The sequence below is a fragment of the Streptomyces sp. NPDC001220 genome, assembly GCF_053597895.1.
The window spans coordinates 320406-337657 of the sequence record NZ_JBSFJE010000012.1; the positions used below are offsets into that span (position 1 = coordinate 320406).

The window sequence follows — 17252 nt, forward strand, 5'->3', positions numbered from 1 at the left end:
GTTCCGGTGAAGCAGGTTGTACAGAACTACAAGAGCGGCGAGCTGGCGGTGCTCGACGTTCCGGTACCGGGGTGCAAGCCGGGCGGAGTGCTGGTCCGCAGCGCCTACTCGCTGATCTCCACCGGGACCGAGCTCATGAAGGTGTCCGAGGCCGGCATGTCGATGCTGGGCAAGGCCCGCTCCCGGCCGGACCAGGTGGCCAAGGTCATGCAGAGCGTGGCCACCAACGGGGTGCCCGCCACCTACCGCAAGGTGATGGGCAAGCTGGACTCCTACACGCCGCTGGGCTACTCGCTGTGCGGGGTCGTCGAGCAGGTCGGCGCCGGCATCGACGACGTGAAGGTCGGCGACCTCGTGGCCTGCGCCGGCAACGAGCACGCACTGCACGCCGAGCTGAACTGGGTGCCGAAGAACCTCTACACCCCGGTGCCGGACGGTCTCGCGCCGCGCCACGCCGCCTTCGGCACCGTCGGGTCGATCGCGATGCAGGGCGTCCGCCAGGGCGAGCCGCAGCTCGGCGAGGTGGCCCTGGTCATCGGCCTCGGCCTGATCGGGCAGCTGGTGGTCCAGCTCCTCGGCGCCTCCGGGGTCCGCGTCGTCGGCGTCGACCCGGACCCGACGCGCTGCGAACTCGCGGAGCGCCTGGGCGCCGCGGCCTGCGGCGACCCCGCGTCCGCGGCCGTGGAAGCCGCCGTCGCCGAACTCACCGACGGGCACGGCGTGGACCAGGTGTACCTGGCCGCCGGCGGCGGCAGCAACCAGCCCGTCGAGCTGGCCGCCCGGCTCTGCCGGGACCGCGGCCGGGTCGTCGACATCGGCAAGTGCCGCCTGGACCTGCCGTGGAACGCGTACTACGAGAAGGAACTCGACGTCCGGTTCTCCCGCAGTTACGGCCCCGGGCGTTACGACCCCGAGTACGAGCTGGAGGGACGCGACTACCCGATCGGCTACGTGCGCTGGACCGAGCGCCGCAACCTCGCGTGTTTCCTCGACCTCGTCGCCCGCGGCAGCGTCGATGTGGAGCCCCTGGTCTCCCACGTCGCCGACTTCGACGACGCGGTCGACACGTACCGGCGGCTGAAGGACGGCGAACTGAAGGCCGTGGCCGTGCTGTTCCGGTACCCCGAACCGGCGGCGGAAGGAGAGGCGGAGGCCCCGTCGGTGGCCGTGCCCGCGGTCCCCCGCAGCGGCGGAACGTCCGCCCCGGCCCGGGCCGCCAAGTCACCGGTGCGCCTCGCGTTCGTCGGCGCCGGAAACTACGCGACGTCGATGCTGCTGCCGCACCTGGCACAGCGCGACGGGGTCGAGCTGTCGACCGTCGTCACCACGACGGCGCTCTCCGCGGCCAACGCGCAGCGGAAGTTCGGCTTCGCCGAGGCGACCACCGACCTCGACGCCGTGCTCGGCGACAAGTCGATCGACGCGGTGTTCGTGGTCACCCGGCACAGCTCGCACGCCGAACTGACCCGCAAGGCACTGCTGGCCGGCAAGACGGTGTTCGTGGAGAAGCCCCTGGCCCTCACCGAGGACGAACTGGCCGGGGTACTCGCGGCGGTGGAGGAGTCGGGCAACGACCGGCTGCAGGTGGGCTTCAACCGGCGGTTCGCGCCGCTGCTGCAGGAGGCCAGAGGGCGGTTCGGCGTCCGGACCGGTCCGGCGAGCCTGCGCTACCTGGTCAACGCCGGCCGGCTGCAGCACGGCAGCTGGTACCTCCAACAGGGCACGGAGGGCTCGCGGTTCGGCGGCGAGGGCGGCCACTTCATCGACACGGCGAGCTGGCTGCTCGAGGCCGACCCGGTCTCGGTCTACTCGGTGGCCACGTCCGGCAACGACGACCTGCAGGTCGTGCTGCGCTACCCGGACGGGTCCACGGCCACCATCAGCTACGTCACCACCGGCGCGCCCGGCTTCCCCAAGGAGACCCTGGACCTGGTCGCGGACGGCAAGGTGCTGCGGCTCGACGACTTCGTCCGGGCCTCGGTGTATGACCGCAAGCGGTGGGTCAGTTCACGGCTGCCCAAGGCCCGGGACAAGGGCCAGAACGCCGAGCTGGCCGCGTTCATCAAGGCCGTGCGGACCGGCGGCCCGATGCCGGTGCCGCTCGAGTCGCTGGTCGCGACCACGGCGGCCACCCTCGCCGTGCGGACCGGCCTGGCCGGCGGTGCGCCGGTGACGTTGGCGAGGGCACGATGACCATGAGCGCGGGCTGGTACCTGCGGCGGCTGTCCCGGATGGGGCCGCGCGAGGTCGCGGGCCGGGCGGGCGACACGCTGCGCAGACGGCGGTGGCGGTCCGATCCGCCGGACTGCCCGAGCGTGACCGGCGCCCGGTTCACCGCCGTACTGCCCGCCGGGACGATCGCCGCGGTGCCACCGGACGCCGCGAAACGTCTCGTCGCCGAGGCGGACCGGCTGATGTACGGGCACGTCGAGTATTTCGGGGTGGTCCGCGACGACCTCACCGACCCGGACTGGTGGTGCGACCCGAAGACCGGGCGCCGGGCTCCGTGGGGCTACGCCTTCGACGTGCCGTACCGCGACGAGGACGCGGTCGGGGACATCAAGCAGATCTGGGAGCTGTCCCGGCACCAGTACCTCACCGTGCTCGCCGCCGCCTACGCGGTCACCGGGAACGAGCGGTACGCCGAGCGCGTGGCCGAGCATCTGCGGTCGTGGTGGACGGCCAACCCCCCGCTGCGGGGCGTGCACTGGATCAGCGGCATCGAGCTGGGCATCCGGCTGCTGTCCTGGGTGTGGATCCGCCGGCTGCTCGACGACTGGCCGGGTGCGGCCGGACTGTTCGAGGACAACCCGGTGGCGCTGAACCAGATCTGGCACCACCAGCGCTGGCTGGCCGCCTTCCCCAGCCGGGGGTCCTCGGCGAACAACCACGTCATCGCCGAGGCCGCCGGGCAGCTCGCGGCGGCCTGCGCGTTCGGCTGGTTCCCCTCCTCGGGGCGCTGGCGGGCCGACGCGCTGCGGTCGCTGGAGCGGCACCTGCGCGGCAACACCTTCGCCTCGGGCCTCAACCGCGAGCTGGCCACCGAGTACCACGGACTCGTGCTGGAACTCGGCCTGGCCGCGGTGGCCGAGGCGGATGCCGCAGGCGTGCCCGTCCCGCCGTCCGTCCGGCTGGTGCTGCTGCGGATGACCGACGCCCTCGCGGCCGTCGTGGACAGCCGGCTCCGGCCGCCGCGCCAGGGGGACGCGGACGACGGGCACGGTCTGGTCGTGGACGGCACGGGCACCGACCGCTGGGCCTCGCTGCTTGCCACCGGCGACGCCGTGTTCGGCCGGCTCGACTGGTGGCCGGCGGTGACCGGCACCGATGTGCGCACCCCGCTGCTGGCCGCGCTCGTCCGGCCGTACCCGAAGGACGGAACCGTACCGGCCGCGTCCCGCCCGGCTCGCCGGCCCGGCCACTTCGCCGACGCGGGGGTCACCATCCTGCGCGGTCCGGAAGAGATCTGGTGCCGCTGCGACGGTGGTCCGCACGGCTTCCTGTCCATCGCCGCGCACGCCCACGCGGACGCGCTGTCGGTGGAGGTCCGGCACGACGGGGTCGATGTGCTCGCCGACCCGGGAACGTTCTGCTACCACGGGCAGCCCGCGTGGCGGCAGTACTTCCGGTCGACCCTCGGCCACAACACGCTGCGGTTGGACGGCGTTGACCAGTCCGTCTCCGGCGGCCCGTTCCTGTGGACCCGGCATGCCCGCACCCGCGTCCTGGCCGCGGACACCTCCGGCGAGGGCGTGGCTCGCTGGTGTGCCGAGCACGACGGGTACCAGGGCGCCGTGCACCGCCGCCGGGTGGAGCTGACGGCCGCGAGCCAGGAGCTGAAGGTGGTCGACGAGGTGCGCGGCCCGTACCGGGCCGTGCAGTTGGCGTTCCACCTCGGCCCGGCGATCGCCGCGGACCTGGTGGGGAACCGGGCGGTGCTCACCTGGATCCGGGACGGCGAGGGGCGTTCCGCGGTGCTCGACCTGCCCGGTCAGCTGTCCTGGCGGGCGCATCGCGGCGAGACCGACCCGCCGCTGGGCTGGTACTCCGCGGGATTCGGGCGCAAGGAACCCACCACGACGCTGGTCGGCACCGGCACAGGCACCGGCACCGGCCCTGCCACCGGCTCCGCCGAGGGCGCGGACGGGTTCACCACCGTGCTCAGGTTCCGCGGCTAGGGGGACGCGTGGGGATCAAGAGGCGGCACTGGGCGTGGGCGGCGGCACCGCTGGCGCTGGCCCTGCTGACGGCGACCGGCTGCGAGAGCACGTCGGACGCCCCGGCAGCGCGGCCGACCGCCGCGCCGTCCACGTCCACGTCCGCGGCCCGAGCCGTGGCCCGGGTGTGCGCCAACCCCGCGGCCGGGCCGGCGAAGGCGCCGGCGGGCGCGGTGACGGTCGACCCCGCGGTGGTCGGTGACCTGGCGTCGAAGACCAAGACCAGCCCCGAGAACACCACGTTCTGGCTTCGACCGGGCAAGCACCGGCTCGACCCGGACCGCTACGCCCAGGTCATCCCCAAGAAGGGGGACCGCTACCTCGGTGCGCCGGGCGCGGTGCTCGACGGCGGGAAGAAGAACCAGTACGCGTTCGCGGGCACCGCCCGCGACGTCACCATCCGCTACCTGACCGTGCAGCATTTCGTCGCACCGCAGAACGAGGGCGTGGTCAACCACGACTCGGCCGACGGATGGGTGATCGAGCACGCGACGATCCAGGACAACTCCGGGGCGGGGCTGATGGCCGGCGCCCACCAGGAGGTCCGCGCCAGTTGCCTGCGCGACAACGGACAGTACGGAATGAACGCGTACAAGGGCGGTGGCGGTATCAGCGGCCTGGTGGTCGAGGACAACGAGATCGTGGGCAACGACACCGACGACTGGGAGCGGCGGCAGGAGGGCTGCGGCTGCACCGGAGGCATCAAGTTCTGGGCCGTCGACGGCGCTGACGTACGCGGCAACTGGGTGCACGACAACCGCGGAGCGGGGTTGTGGGCGGACACCGACAACAACGACTTCCTCATCGAGAACAACGTGCTGGAGGCCAACGACGGTGCCGCGCTGATCTACGAGACCAGCTACAACGCGGTCGTCCGGGACAACACGATCCGGCGGAACAACTGGGTCGAGGGCCGCAGGTACGCCGACCGCGGCGACAACTTCCCCTACGCGACGATCTACCTGTCCGAGTCCGGCGGCGAACCACGGATCCCGGCCCGCACCGACAAGATCAAGATCTACCGGAACGTGCTGGAGAACAACTGGTCCGGGATCACTCTGTGGGAGAACGCCGACCGCTTCTGCAACAGTCCGGCCAACACCTCGTCCGGTGACTGCACGCTGCTGGTGAAGAACGCCGACCGCTGCGCGAAGCCGGCGATCGCCAAGGCACCGCTCTACGCCGACTGCCGGTGGAAGACCCAGCGGGTGGACATCCACGACAACCGCTTCGTGCTCGACGAGTCCGTGGTCAGGTGCACGCAGATGTGCGACCGCATGGCAGTGCTGTCCAACTACGGCACCTACCCGGACTGGTCGCCGTACAAGGGCGAGAAGGTGGCTGAGGCGATCACCCACAGGCAGGACAACCGCTGGCACGACAACGTCTACCTCGGACCGTGGAAGTTCGTCGCCTACGACCCGAGCCGGGTGCTCGACTTCGCGGAGTGGCAGGGCACGGACTACCGGCAGGACGCGGGCAGCACCCTCGACCCACGGGCCGGTGGTTGAGATGGACACACGGATGGACACGCAGATGGACACGCAGTCCGGTGCCCGGCCGGGCGCCGCCGGCACACCGCGGATCATCGGGGTCGTCTGGGGGCTGCTGGTCCTCAACACGCTCGGCTCCGCAGGGGCGAAGACCATCGTCCCGCTGCCCCGCTCCCTCATCCAGATGGTCACCATGGGCGCCCTGGTCGCCGCGTTCGCACTGGCGCTCGCGGTCAACCTCCGGCTGCGCATCCGGCCCAGCGCCTACCTGCTCCTGCTCACCCTGCTGCTGGTGAGCAGCGTGATCTCCAGCGCCAACCTGGAGTCCGGGTTCGGCGCGCTGTTCCGCTGCTTCCGGCTGGCTCTCTTCGTCGGCACCCTGTGGCTGCTCAGCCGCTGGTGGGACGGCAGCATGACGTTCGTCCGGTACCACATACGGGCGTACTTCGCGGTGCTCGGATCGGTGGCCGCCGGCCTGGTCGTCTCACCGGGCGCGGCCCTTCCCGATCTCTACGGCGGACGCCTGGTCGGCGCGCTGTGGCCGCTCACCCCGCCGCAGATCGGGCAGTACGCGGCGGTGATCATCGGGCTCACCGCGCTGCTCGTGCTGGGCCGCCGGACCGACCGGACCAGCGCCGTGGTGGTCATCGTGCCGTCCTTCGTGCTGCTCGCGCTGACCCATACCCGCACGGCCACGCTCGGCCTGTTCGTCGGACTGGCGCTGGCGATCGGCTCGCTCATCCTGACCAGCGCGGCCGCCCGCCGGTTCTTCACCTGGGCGGTGCTGTGCGCCGTGGTGGCCGCGGTGGGGTTCGCCTCCGCCCTGCAGACATGGTTCCTGCGCGGGCAGAGCAAGGAGAACTTCTCCAGCCTCACCGGCCGGGCCAAGGTCTGGGACGCCCTCCTCGCCGCGCCCCGGTCGACCTCGGAGCAGTTCCTCGGCGTCGGCCTGGGCGACAAGTCGTTCGGCGGGCTGCCGATCGACAACAGCTGGCTGGCTGTCTACAACGAGCAGGGGCTGATCGGCGTCACCCTCGTCGCGGTGATCATCGTCGTGCTGGGCGCCGTCGCGTTGCTGCGGCCGCCGTCGCTGCAGAGGGCCTGCGCGATCTTCCTGATCAGCTACTGCGCGGTCGCCTCGTACACCGAGGCCGGTCTGGGCGACGCCTCGCCGTATCTGCTGCATCTGGCCGTGGCCGCCTCGCTGCTGGCGGCACCCGCCGCGACGGCACCCCTCTCGACGCCCGAACTCGCCAGCCGATCGGAGGTGACCTGACCATGCACGTCCTCGTGGTGCACAACCGATACGCCTCCGCGCAGCCGAGCGGGGAGAACAAGGTCGTCGACCAGGAGGTGGAGCTGCTGCGCGCGGCCGGCCACCGGGTCGACGTGTTCGAGCGGCGCAGCGACGACATCGCCGCCCGGTCCCTCCTCGGCAAGGTCGCGGTGCCGCTCCTGGTCCCGTGGAACCCGGCGGTCCGCACGGAACTCGCCGCCCGGCTGCGTACCGAGCGGCCGGACGTCGTGCACGTCCACAACGTCTTCCCGCTCCTGTCGCCCGCGGTCCTCGCCGCATGCGCCGACGCCGGGGTGCCCGCCGTCGCCACGCTGCACAACTACACCCAGGTCTGCCCGCCCGGCACGCTGCAGCGGGACGGCCGGCCGTGCACCGAGTGCGTCGGCTCCGCACCACTGCCCGCCGTCCGGCACGGCTGCTACCGGGGCTCCCGGCTCGCCACGGTGCCGCTGGCCGTCAGCCTGTCGGCCAACCGGCGGCGGTGGTGGACTGGGGTGGAGCGGTTCCTCTGCATCTCCGCGGCCCAGCGCGACGTCCTGGTGCGGTCCGGCATGCCGGCCGAGCGGCTGGCCGTGAAGCACAACTTCGTGCCCGACCCCGGAAGTTGCCGGGAGGACGGGGGAGAGCACCTGCTCTATCTCGGCCGGCTCGCGGAGGCCAAGGGCGTACGGCTGCTCATGGCCGCGTGGGACGAGATCACGGCGAGCGGCGGTGTGGGCGTGCCGCTCGTGATCGCCGGCACCGGGCCGCTGGAGCCGGAGGTGACCGCCTGGGCGGCGGACCGGGACGACGTGCGCTACGTCGGCCTGCTGGATACGGCGGAGTGCCGGAAGGCCGTCGAACGGTCGGTCGCCGTGGTGGCTCCCTCGACGTGGCTGGAGGCGTTCGGCCTGGTGGTCGTCGAGGCGATGGCGGCCGGGGTCCCGACCGTCGCCGCCGGCCACGGCGCCTTCGTCGAACTCGTCGAGGACGGTGTCACCGGGCTGCTGCACGAGCCCGGCGAGGCGGGCTCGCTCGCTTCCCGCATACGCCGGATCGCGGCCGAACCGGACCGCAACCGGGAGATGGGCCAGGCGGCCCGCCGCCGCTACGAGCAGGGATTCAGCCCGGCCGTCGGCCTGGAGCGCCTGCTGGAGGAGTACCGCACCGCGATCGCGGGACGGTCAGCACAGGCTCGTGGCGGGGACACCCGCGCGAGCAGGGGGGATGGGGACAGCAGATGACACGATGCCGACTCTGCGGCTCGGAAGCGATGGCGAGCGTCGTCGACCTGGGGGCGACGCCGCCGTGCGAGAGCTTCCTCGCCGCGGACCAACTGGACGAGCCGGAGCCCGCGTACCCGCTGCACCTGCGGGTCTGCACCGACTGCTGGCTCGCGCAGATCCCGCCGCTGATCACGCCGGAGGAGACGTTCAAGGAGTACGCGTACTTCTCCTCCTTCTCGACGTCGTGGGTGGAGCACGCGCGCACTTTCGTCGCCGACGCCGCGGAGCGGCTTCCGCTCGGCCCCGACGCCTTCGTGGTCGAGGTGGCGAGCAACGACGGGTACCTGCTGAGGCACGTCGTGGACCGCGGGATCCGCTGCCTGGGCATCGAGCCGTCGGTGAACGTCGGCGCCACGGCACGGGAGGCGGGCGTGCCCACGCTCACGGAGTTCCTCTCCCCGGAGACCGGCGCCGCGGTCCGCGAGGAGCATGGTCCGGCGGACCTGGTCGTGGCCAACAACGTGTACGCGCACATCCCCGACGTGGTCGGGTTCACCCAGGGGCTGCGCGCCCTGGTCGCCGACGACGGCTGGGTCTCCATCGAGGTACAGCACCTGCTGACCCTGATCGAGGAGAACCAGTACGACACGATCTACCACGAGCACTTCCAGTACTACACGGTCGCCTCCGCGATCCGGGCCCTGGCCAGCGGCGGACTCACGCTCGTGGACGTCGAGTTGCTGCCCACGCACGGCGGCTCCATCCGGCTGTGGGCCCGCCCGGCCGAGGCGGCCGGCGAGCCGACGCGGCGGGTGGCCGACGTACTGGACCGGGAGAAGGCCGCCGGGCTCCAGGAGCTGTCCGGGTACGCCGAGTTCTCCGCCCGGGTGGCCAAGGTCCGCCGGGACCTGCTGCGGTTCCTCGTCGAGGCGGCCGAGCGCGGTGAGACCGTCGTCGGCTACGGCGCCCCGGGCAAGGGCAACACCCTGCTCAACCACTGCGGCATACGCCCCGACCTGCTCGGCTACACCGTCGACCGCAACCCCTACAAGCACGGCAGGTTCACCCCGGGCACCCGCGTCCCGATCCTGCCGCCCGAGCGGATAGCCGAAGACAAACCCGACTACGTCCTCGTCCTCCCGTGGAACCTGCGCGCCGAACTCGTCGAGCAGCTGTCCTACGTGCACGAGTGGGGCGGCCGGCTCGTCTTTCCCATCCCGGAACTGACCGTCGTCGAGGGCGTCGTGAAAGAGGTCACAGCATGAAGGTCGTCCTGTTCTGCGGCGGTTACGGGATGCGGATGCGCAACGGCACCTCCGACGACGTGCCCAAACCGATGGCGATGGTCGGCCCCCGACCGCTGATCTGGCATGTCATGCGCTACTACGCGTACTTCGGGCACAAGGAGTTCATCCTGTGCCTCGGGTACGGCGCCCACCACATCAAGGACTTCTTCCTCAACTACGAGGAGACGACGTCCAACGACTTCGTGCTGCGCGGCGGGCGGACCGAGCTGCTGTCCACCGACATCGCCGACTGGACGATCACGTTCGCGCAGACCGGCATCGAGTCACCCATCGGGGAGCGGCTGCGCCGGGTGCGGCACCACCTGGACGGCGACGAGATGTTCCTCGCCAACTACGCCGACGTGCTCACCGACGCCCCGCTCCCGGAGATGATCGACCGGTTCGCCGCGCGCGACGCCGGCGCGTCGATGATGGTGGTGCCGCCGCAGTCGTCGTTCCACTGCGTGGAGCTGGGCGAGGACGGCCTGGTGGGAGGCATCACCGCGGTGAGCGAACTGCCGCTGTGGGAGAACGGCGGCTACTTCGTGCTCCGCCAGGAGGTCTTCGACCACATACCGGAGAACGGGGACCTGGTCGCCGACGGATGCGCCCAACTGGCCAAGCGGGGGCGGCTGGTGGCCCATCAGCACCGCGGTTTCTGGAAGCCGACCGACACCGTGAAGGAGCGGGCCGCGCTCGACGAGGCCTACACCCGGGGCGACCGTCCGTGGGCCGTGTGGGAACGGGACGTCGCGGGGGTGCGTGCGTGATCCGGCTCGGGGCCGGTCGTCTCGACCGGATCGTCGCGGTGGGCGCGCACTGCGACGACATCGCCATCGGCGCCGGCGGCACGCTGCTGACGCTGTGCCTCGCGCGGCCGGGTGTCCGCGTCGACGCACTGGTGCTCACCGGAGGCGGCAGCGAGCGCGAGCAGGAGGAGCAGGCCGCGCTCGCCGCCTTCTGCCCGGGCGCCGACCTGCGGCTGACCGTGCACAAGCTGCCGGACGGCCGGTTCCCGGCCCACTGGGAGGAGGCCAAGTCCGCGGTCGAGGAACTGCGCGCGCAGACCGACCCGGACCTGGTCCTCGCGCCGCGCACCGACGACGCCCACCAGGACCACCGCGGCCTGGCCAAGCTGATGACCACCGCGTTCCGCGACCACCTCGTGCTCGGCTACGAGATCGTCAAGTGGGACGGCGATCTCGGCCGGCCGGCGGCGTACCAGCCGCTGGCGCCGGAGACCGCCGAACAGAAGGTGCGGCTGCTGCAGGAGCACTACCCCTCGCAGCGGCACCGGGCCTGGTACGACCGGGAGGCCTTCCTCGGCCTCGCCCGGATCCGCGGCATCGAATGTCACGCGCGCTACGCCGAGGCGTTCGCCGTCACCAAACTCACGCTCAACCTGGGGGGTTGAACAACCTTGCGCGTACTACTGACCGGACACCAGGGCTATCTGGGCACCGTGATGGCCCCGGTCCTCAAGGCCGCCGGGCACGAAGTCGTCGGCCTCGACGCCGGCCTGTTCGCCGACTGCGTCCTTGGCCCGCGGCCCGCGGACCCGCCGGGGCAGCGGGTGGACCTGCGCGACGTCACGGCCGACCACGTGGCCGGGGTGGACGCCGTGATCCACCTGGCCGCGCTCTCCAACGACCCGCTCGGCTCGCTGGCACCGGAACTCACCTACGACATCAACCACCACGCGTCCGTCCGCCTCGCCCGGCTGGCCCGCGACGCCGGGGTGCGGCGCTTCCTGTACGCGTCGACCTGCTCGGTCTACGGCGCCGCCGGCGACCCCGACTTGTCGAACCTGGTGGCCGAGGACGCCCCGCTGCGCCCGGTGACGCCGTACGCGGAGTCCAAGGTGCGGGTGGAGGACGACCTGCACGAACTCGCCGACGACGACTTCACCCCGGTGTTCATGCGCAACGCCACCGCCTTCGGCTTCTCGCCCCGACTGCGCGCCGACATCGTGCTGAACAACCTGGTGGGACACGCGCTCCTTTCGGGCGAGGTCCTGGTGCTCTCCGACGGCACCCCCTGGCGGCCGCTGGTGCACGCCGCCGACATCGCGCGTGCCTTCACGGCCGCGCTGACCGCGCCGCGCGAGGCGGTGCACGACCGGGCGTTCAACATCGGCAGCGAGATCAACAACGTCACGGTCGCCGAGATCGCCGAGCAGGTCGCCGAGGCGGTGTCCGGCGCGAAGGTGGTGATCACGGGGGAGAACGGCGCCGATCCGCGGTCGTACCGGGTGGACTTCGCCCGGTTCCGCGCCGCGATCCCCGGCTTCGACTGCGAGTGGACGGTGCAGCAGGGCGCACTCGAACTCGCCGACGCCTACCGGAAGTTCGGACTGACCCGCGAGGACTTCGAGCAGCGCTTCACCCGGCTCGCCGTGCTGCGCGCGGCGTCCGACGCCGGTGCCGTCGACGACACCCTGCGGTGGCGCCGGTGACCGACGTGAGCGAGGAGATGTACGCGCTGGTGGAGCGGATGTACCCGCTCTGCCGCAGCATCACCGGCGACGGTGTGCGCGCCACCCTGGACATCGTCGGGGAGTACATCCCGCTGCAGGTGTACGAGGTGCCGACCGGCACGCAGGTGCTCGACTGGACGGTCCCGCAGGAGTGGAACATCCGGGACGCGTACATCGCCGACCCCACCGGCCGGCGGGTCGTCGACTTCGCCGCGTCCAGTCTGCACGTGCTCGGCTACAGCGTGCCGGTGTCCGCGACCATGCCGCTCGCCGAGCTGCGCGCACACCTGCACACCCTGCCCGACCACCCGTCCTGGGTGCCGTACCGCACCAGCTACTACAAGCCGGAATGGGGGTTCTGCCTGGCCCAGGAGACCTTGGACGCGCTGCCCGACGGCGAGTACGAGGTACGCATCGACTCCACGCTCGCCGACGGCCACCTCACCTACGCCGAGTACGTGGTCCCCGGGCAGGTCGCCGACGAGGTGATCGTCTCCTGCCACGTCTGCCACCCGTCGCTGGCCAACGACAACCTGGCCGGCATCGCCGTGGCCACCTATCTGGCCCGGGCCCTCGCGGAGCAGACGGCGTACTACACCTACCGGTTCCTGTTCGCGCCCGGCACCATCGGGGCGATCACCTGGCTGGCCCGCAACGCGGAGCGGGTGGACCGGGTCAAGCACGGCCTGGTGCTGGCCTGCGCCGGGGACCCGGGCCGACTGACGTACAAGCAGAGCAGACGCGGCGACGCGGAGATCGACCGGGTGCTGCAGCACGTGCTGACCGCGTCCGAACGCCCGCACCGCGTCACCGAGTTCACTCCGTACGGATACGACGAGCGGCAGTTCTGCTCGCCCGGGTTCAACCTGGGCGTGGGTTCGCTCACCCGGACCCCGTACGCCGGCTACCCCGAGTACCACACCTCGGCGGACAACCTGGACTTCGTCTCCCCGGAGGCGATGGCGGACACCCTCGCGGTCTGCCGCGAGGCGTTCGGCGTCCTCGAGCGCAACCGGCGGTACCTCAACCTCAGCCCCTACGGCGAACCGCAACTGGGCCGACGCGGGCTGTACGACGCGCTCGGCGGCCGCAGCGACACCAAGCAGGCCCAGATGGCCATGCTCTGGGTGCTCAACCTCTCCGACGGAGAGCACAGTCTGCTGGACGTCGCCGAGCGGTCCGGGCTCCCGTTCGACACCGTCGCCGACGCGGCAGGCGCTCTGCTCGGCGCCGGGCTGATCAAGGAATGACGCGGATGACCACCGAGGGGGAGAATCCGCGGAAGACGGCGCCACCGGCCGTGTCCGCCAAGCGCGCCCTCGTCGGCCGGCTGTCCTGGGGACTGGCCGACCAGGCGGCCTCCAGCATCAGCAACTTCGCGGTGGGCATCTACGTGGCCCGCTCGCTCGGGGTGACCGCGTTCGGCGTGTTCAGCCTGGCCTGGGTGACCTACGGCGTGGTGCTCAACGTCTCCCGCGGCCTTGCCACCGACCCGCTCGTGGTGCGCTTCAGCGGCGTGCCGGACGTGTCCTGGCGCGGGGCGGTGGCCCGGTCGACCGGGACCGCGATCGGCGTCGGCTCCGCCATCGGCGCGGTGTGTCTGGCGGCCGGACTCGGTCTCGGCGGCGCTTTGGGGGCCGCGTTCGCCTGCCTCGGCGTCATGCTGCCGGGGCTGCTGCTCCAGGACGCCTGGCGGTTCTCGTTCTTCGCCGCCGGCGCCGGGCGGAAGGCGTTCGTCAACGACGTGGTGTGGGGCGTCGCGCTCGTCCCGGCCATGGTGGTGGCGGCCCATGTGGGCAGCGTGGCCGCCTTCGTGCTCGCCTGGGGCGCGTCCGCCACGGTGGCGGCGGGATACGGCTACCTCCAGTCCGGCATCCGGCCCCGGACGGCACAGGCCCGCGGATGGCTTCGCGAGCAGCGTGACCTCGGCTACCGGTACCTGGTCGAGAACGTCAGCCTCAGTGGCGCGAGCCAACTGCGGGCGTACGGGCTCGGCGCGATCGTCGGCGTGAGCGCGGTGGGCGCGGTGCGCGGCGCCGAGCTCCTGCTGGGCCCGTTCCTCGCCGTGCTGATGGGACTTTCGCTGGTCACCGTCCCGGAGGCGGCACGGGTGCTGCGGCAGGCCCCGCACCAACTGGGCAGGTTCTGCCTCCTCCTCGGCGGGGGGCAGGCCACCGGAGCGCTGCTCTGGGGCTCGGCGCTGCTGCTCATGCCGGACCGGCTCGGCGAGCTGGTGCTCGGCGACGTCTGGCACTCCTCCTCGCGGCTCATCGTGCAGATCACCCTCAGCGTCGCGGGAGCGGGCCTCGGCACCGGCGCGGCGGCCGGGCTGCGCGCGCTCGGCGCGGCCCGGCGCAGCCTGCGCTGCCAGCTGTTCGCCTCCGCCTGCTACGTCGGCGGCGGCCTCGGCGGGGCGGCCGTCGCCGGCACGGCCGGCTCGGCCTGGGGCGTCGCCGCCGCGACCCTCAGCGGCTCGGCCGTGTGGTGGCTGCAACTCCGGTCCGCCCTGCGCGAGCGCGACCGCAATCCCATCCCCGAAGTGAGGACCGCATGACCGACCGACCCAGGCTGAGCATCGGCCTGCCCGTGTACAACGGCGAGGAGTACCTGGCCGAGTCGTTCGACGCCCTCCTCGGCCAGACCTACGAGGACTTCGAACTGGTCGTCTCCGACAACGCCTCGACCGACGGGACCCAGGACATCTGCCGCAAGTACGCCGCACAGGACTCACGCATCCGGTACCTCCGGCTGCCCCGGAACATCGGCGCCACGCCGAACCACAACCATGTGCTGGCCGAGTCCCGGGGCGAGCTGTTCAAGTGGGCCTCGCACGACGACCTGTACGGCCGCGACCTGCTGCGGCGCTGCGTGGAGGCGCTGGACGAGCGGCCGGACGTGATCCTCGCGCACACCGGCCAGGCGGTCATCGACGGCGACGGCCAGGTGACGGTCCCCTACGAGTACACGCTCGCCACCGACTCGCCGCACGCGCCGGAGCGCTTCCGCAGTCTGCTGTTCGAGCCGGGCGGCGACGACTTCTACGGGGTGATGCGGGCCGACATGCTGCGCCGGGTGAGACCGATGGACAGCTACCACCACGCGGACCGCACCTACGTCGCCGAGATCACCCTGCACGGCCCCTTCCACCAGGTGCCGGAGCTGCTGTACTTCCGCCGCGACCACCCCACCCGCGCCGAGCGGGCGAACCCTTCCAAGCGCTCCCGGTGCGTCAACCTGGACCCGCGCCGGGCAGGCCCGCTGCACCCGACGCCCCGGCTGCTCGCCGAGTACGTCTGGGGCTTCGCCTCCGCGATCCGGCGGGCGCCGCTGTCCCCGGCCGACCGGCGCGCCTGCTACCGCCACCTGACCGCCTGGATGACCAGCCGGATCCGGCCGGGCGCCGGCGAGCGGGTGGAGGACCGCGCCCCGGTCGACCCGGCCCTGCTCACGGTCTCCGTCGACGCCCTGGTCGCAGGCCGTGAGGGGAGGCAGGCATGACGTCCGCGGACGGAACGCCGGTGCGCGTCGGGGTGTTCGGGCTGCTCGGCTCCGGCAACCTCGGCAACGACGGATCGCTCGAGGCCGTCCTCGGGTACCTCCGCGCCGAGCACCCGGAGGCGGTCGTGGACGCCCTGTGCGGCGGACCCGAGGCCGTGACGGCCCGGTTCGGGATCCCCGCCACCCGGCTGCACTGGAACCGCGCCGAGTACCGGACCGCGTCCCGCGCGGGCGCGATCGCGTCCAAGGGGCTCGGCAAACTCGTCGACGTCTTCCGCACCGCCGCCTGGGTGCGGAAGCACGACGTGGTGATCGTGCCGGGCATGGGCGTCCTGGAAGCGACCCTGCCGCTACGGCCGTGGGGCTTCCCGTACTCGTTGTTCCTGCTCTGCGCGAGCGGCCGGCTGCTGCGCACCCGGGTCGCGCTGGTCAGCGTCGGCGCCGCCGAGATCCGCGACCGGCCCACCCGGGCCCTGGTCCGCTGGTCGGGGCGCCTGGCCGCCTACCGGTCCTACCGGGACGCCCAGTCCAGGGACGCGATGCGGGCGATGGGCGTGGACACCACGCGCGACGAGGTCTACCCGGACCTCGCCTTCTCCCTGCCGACACCGCCGGTGAGCGCACCCTCCGGCGCGCCGGGCCGGGTCTGCCTCGGTGTCATGGACTTCCACGGCGGCAACGACGACCGGGACCGGGCGGACGAGATCCACCGGCGCTACCTCGACGGGACGATCCGGTTCGTCCGCACCCTGGTCGGGGAGGGCAGGCCGGTCCGGCTGCTCACCGGCGACCGGTGCGACGCCACGGTGGTCGACGCGATCCTCGACGCCGTGGACTCACCGCTGGTCACCGCCGCGGAACCGACGTCACTCGCCGACCTGATGCAGGAGATGGCGGCCGCCGACACCGTGGTGGCGGTCCGCTACCACAACCTGATCTGCGCGCTGAAGACCGGCACACCGGTGCTCGCGCTCAGCTATGCGGCGAAGAGCGACGCGCTCATGGCCGGGATGGGCCTCGGCGCGTACTGCCACCCGGCGCGCGAGGTCGACGCCGACCGGTTGCTGGAGCAGTTCCGAGCGCTGGAGAAGCGAGCGCCCGAACTGCGGGGGACCCTCACCGAGCGGAACCGGGCCGCCGCTCGCCAACTGCAGGACCAGTTCAGCTCGTTGACCGCAGCCGTCTTCCCCGCGACCCACCACACCCACGCCCGGCAGGAGTCTCCATGAAAGCGACCGAAGTCCCGGAGATCGCCGGTGCGTTCCTCTTCGAGCCGACGCCGTACACCGACGAACGCGGCTTCTTCTGCCGCACCTTCGACGCCGACGTGGTCCGCTCGGTGGGCCTCGACCCGGACGCCTTCGTCCAGGACAGCCTGTCCCGCTCGGTGCGGGGTGTGCTGCGCGGCCTGCACCTGCGCTCGGGCGCCGGCGAGGCCAAGTTGGTGCGGTGCTCGTACGGGCGGATCTTCGACGTCGTCGTGGACCTGCGGCCGGATTCGCCGACTTACCGCCATTGGGCCTCCTTTGAACTCACAGGAGAATCACAACCAACTCTTTACATTCCGGCGGGATGCGCGCACGGTTTTCAGGCACTGACCGATATCGCCGACACCTCGTACCGGATCGACCGCCCGCACGATCCGGCCGAGGACGTGACGATCGCCTTCGACGACCCGGAGCTCGCCATTCCGTGGCCGCTGCCGGTTGCACTGATGTCCCGACGGGACCGGGAGGCGCCGAGCCTCGCCGAGGTCCTGAAGCACAGAGAAAGTTGAGGT

14 protein-coding genes are annotated in these 17252 nt (G+C 72.0%); all 14 read left to right on the forward strand.

All coding sequences use genetic code 11. The features are described from left to right. Window positions 1–6: 6 nt before the first annotated feature. The 14 genes from ACWDGI_RS28480 to rfbC are packed head-to-tail and all read left to right on the forward strand — an operon-like array spanning window position 7 to window position 17249. The gene (locus ACWDGI_RS28480) at window positions 7–2193 is read left to right on the forward strand and encodes a bi-domain-containing oxidoreductase (protein ID WP_450763697.1); all 2187 of its coding nucleotides are present in this window, start codon (window positions 7–9) and stop codon (window positions 2191–2193) included. Continuing rightward, window positions 2190–4178: an alginate lyase family protein gene (locus tag ACWDGI_RS28485; RefSeq protein ID WP_450763699.1), complete on the forward strand. Its 1989-nt coding sequence runs from the start codon at window positions 2190–2192 to the stop codon at window positions 4176–4178. The genes ACWDGI_RS28480 and ACWDGI_RS28485 overlap by 4 nt, the downstream gene beginning before the upstream one ends. 8 nt (window positions 4179–4186) lie before the next feature. Then, window positions 4187–5728 (forward strand): right-handed parallel beta-helix repeat-containing protein, encoded by a 1542-nt coding sequence (locus tag ACWDGI_RS28490; RefSeq protein WP_450763701.1) that lies wholly within the window; start codon window positions 4187–4189, stop codon window positions 5726–5728. Window positions 5729–5741: 13 nt separating this feature from the next. Continuing rightward, the gene (locus ACWDGI_RS28495; protein ID WP_450763703.1) at window positions 5742–6986 is read left to right on the forward strand and encodes an O-antigen ligase domain-containing protein; all 1245 of its coding nucleotides are present in this window, start codon (window positions 5742–5744) and stop codon (window positions 6984–6986) included. Window positions 6987–6988: 2 nt separating this feature from the next. Then, the gene (locus ACWDGI_RS28500; protein ID WP_450763704.1) at window positions 6989–8230 is read left to right on the forward strand and encodes a glycosyltransferase; all 1242 of its coding nucleotides are present in this window, start codon (window positions 6989–6991) and stop codon (window positions 8228–8230) included. Then, a complete protein-coding gene (locus ACWDGI_RS28505; RefSeq protein ID WP_450763706.1) occupies window positions 8227–9477 on the forward strand; it encodes a class I SAM-dependent methyltransferase in 1251 nt (416 codons plus the stop codon). The genes ACWDGI_RS28500 and ACWDGI_RS28505 overlap by 4 nt, the downstream gene beginning before the upstream one ends. Continuing rightward, window positions 9474–10268: a sugar phosphate nucleotidyltransferase gene (locus ACWDGI_RS28510; protein WP_450763708.1), complete on the forward strand. Its 795-nt coding sequence runs from the start codon at window positions 9474–9476 to the stop codon at window positions 10266–10268. The genes ACWDGI_RS28505 and ACWDGI_RS28510 overlap by 4 nt, the downstream gene beginning before the upstream one ends. After that, window positions 10265–10912 (forward strand): PIG-L deacetylase family protein, encoded by a 648-nt coding sequence (locus ACWDGI_RS28515; RefSeq protein WP_450763710.1) that lies wholly within the window; start codon window positions 10265–10267, stop codon window positions 10910–10912. Before ACWDGI_RS28510 ends, ACWDGI_RS28515 begins: the two co-directional genes overlap by 4 nt. A gap of 6 nt (window positions 10913–10918) precedes the next feature. Then, window positions 10919–11953, forward strand: a complete 1035-nt coding sequence (locus tag ACWDGI_RS28520) for an NAD-dependent epimerase/dehydratase family protein (protein WP_450763712.1) — start codon at window positions 10919–10921, stop codon at window positions 11951–11953. Next, on the forward strand, window positions 11941–13224 hold the full coding sequence (locus tag ACWDGI_RS28525) for a DUF4910 domain-containing protein (RefSeq protein WP_450763714.1): 1284 nt from the start codon (window positions 11941–11943) through the stop codon (window positions 13222–13224). The genes ACWDGI_RS28520 and ACWDGI_RS28525 overlap by 13 nt, the downstream gene beginning before the upstream one ends. Beyond that, entirely contained in the window at window positions 13221–14528 is a 1308-nt protein-coding gene (locus ACWDGI_RS28530) for a hypothetical protein (protein ID WP_450763716.1), read from the forward strand. Before ACWDGI_RS28525 ends, ACWDGI_RS28530 begins: the two co-directional genes overlap by 4 nt. After that, window positions 14525–15472, forward strand: a complete 948-nt coding sequence (locus tag ACWDGI_RS28535) for a glycosyltransferase family 2 protein (protein ID WP_450763718.1) — start codon at window positions 14525–14527, stop codon at window positions 15470–15472. The genes ACWDGI_RS28530 and ACWDGI_RS28535 overlap by 4 nt, the downstream gene beginning before the upstream one ends. After that, entirely contained in the window at window positions 15469–16701 is a 1233-nt protein-coding gene (locus tag ACWDGI_RS28540) for a polysaccharide pyruvyl transferase family protein (RefSeq protein WP_450763720.1), read from the forward strand. Before ACWDGI_RS28535 ends, ACWDGI_RS28540 begins: the two co-directional genes overlap by 4 nt. Continuing rightward, window positions 16698–17249 (forward strand): dTDP-4-dehydrorhamnose 3,5-epimerase, encoded by a 552-nt coding sequence (gene rfbC / locus ACWDGI_RS28545; protein ID WP_450763722.1) that lies wholly within the window; start codon window positions 16698–16700, stop codon window positions 17247–17249. The genes ACWDGI_RS28540 and rfbC overlap by 4 nt, the downstream gene beginning before the upstream one ends. Window positions 17250–17252: the final 3 nt, after the last annotated feature.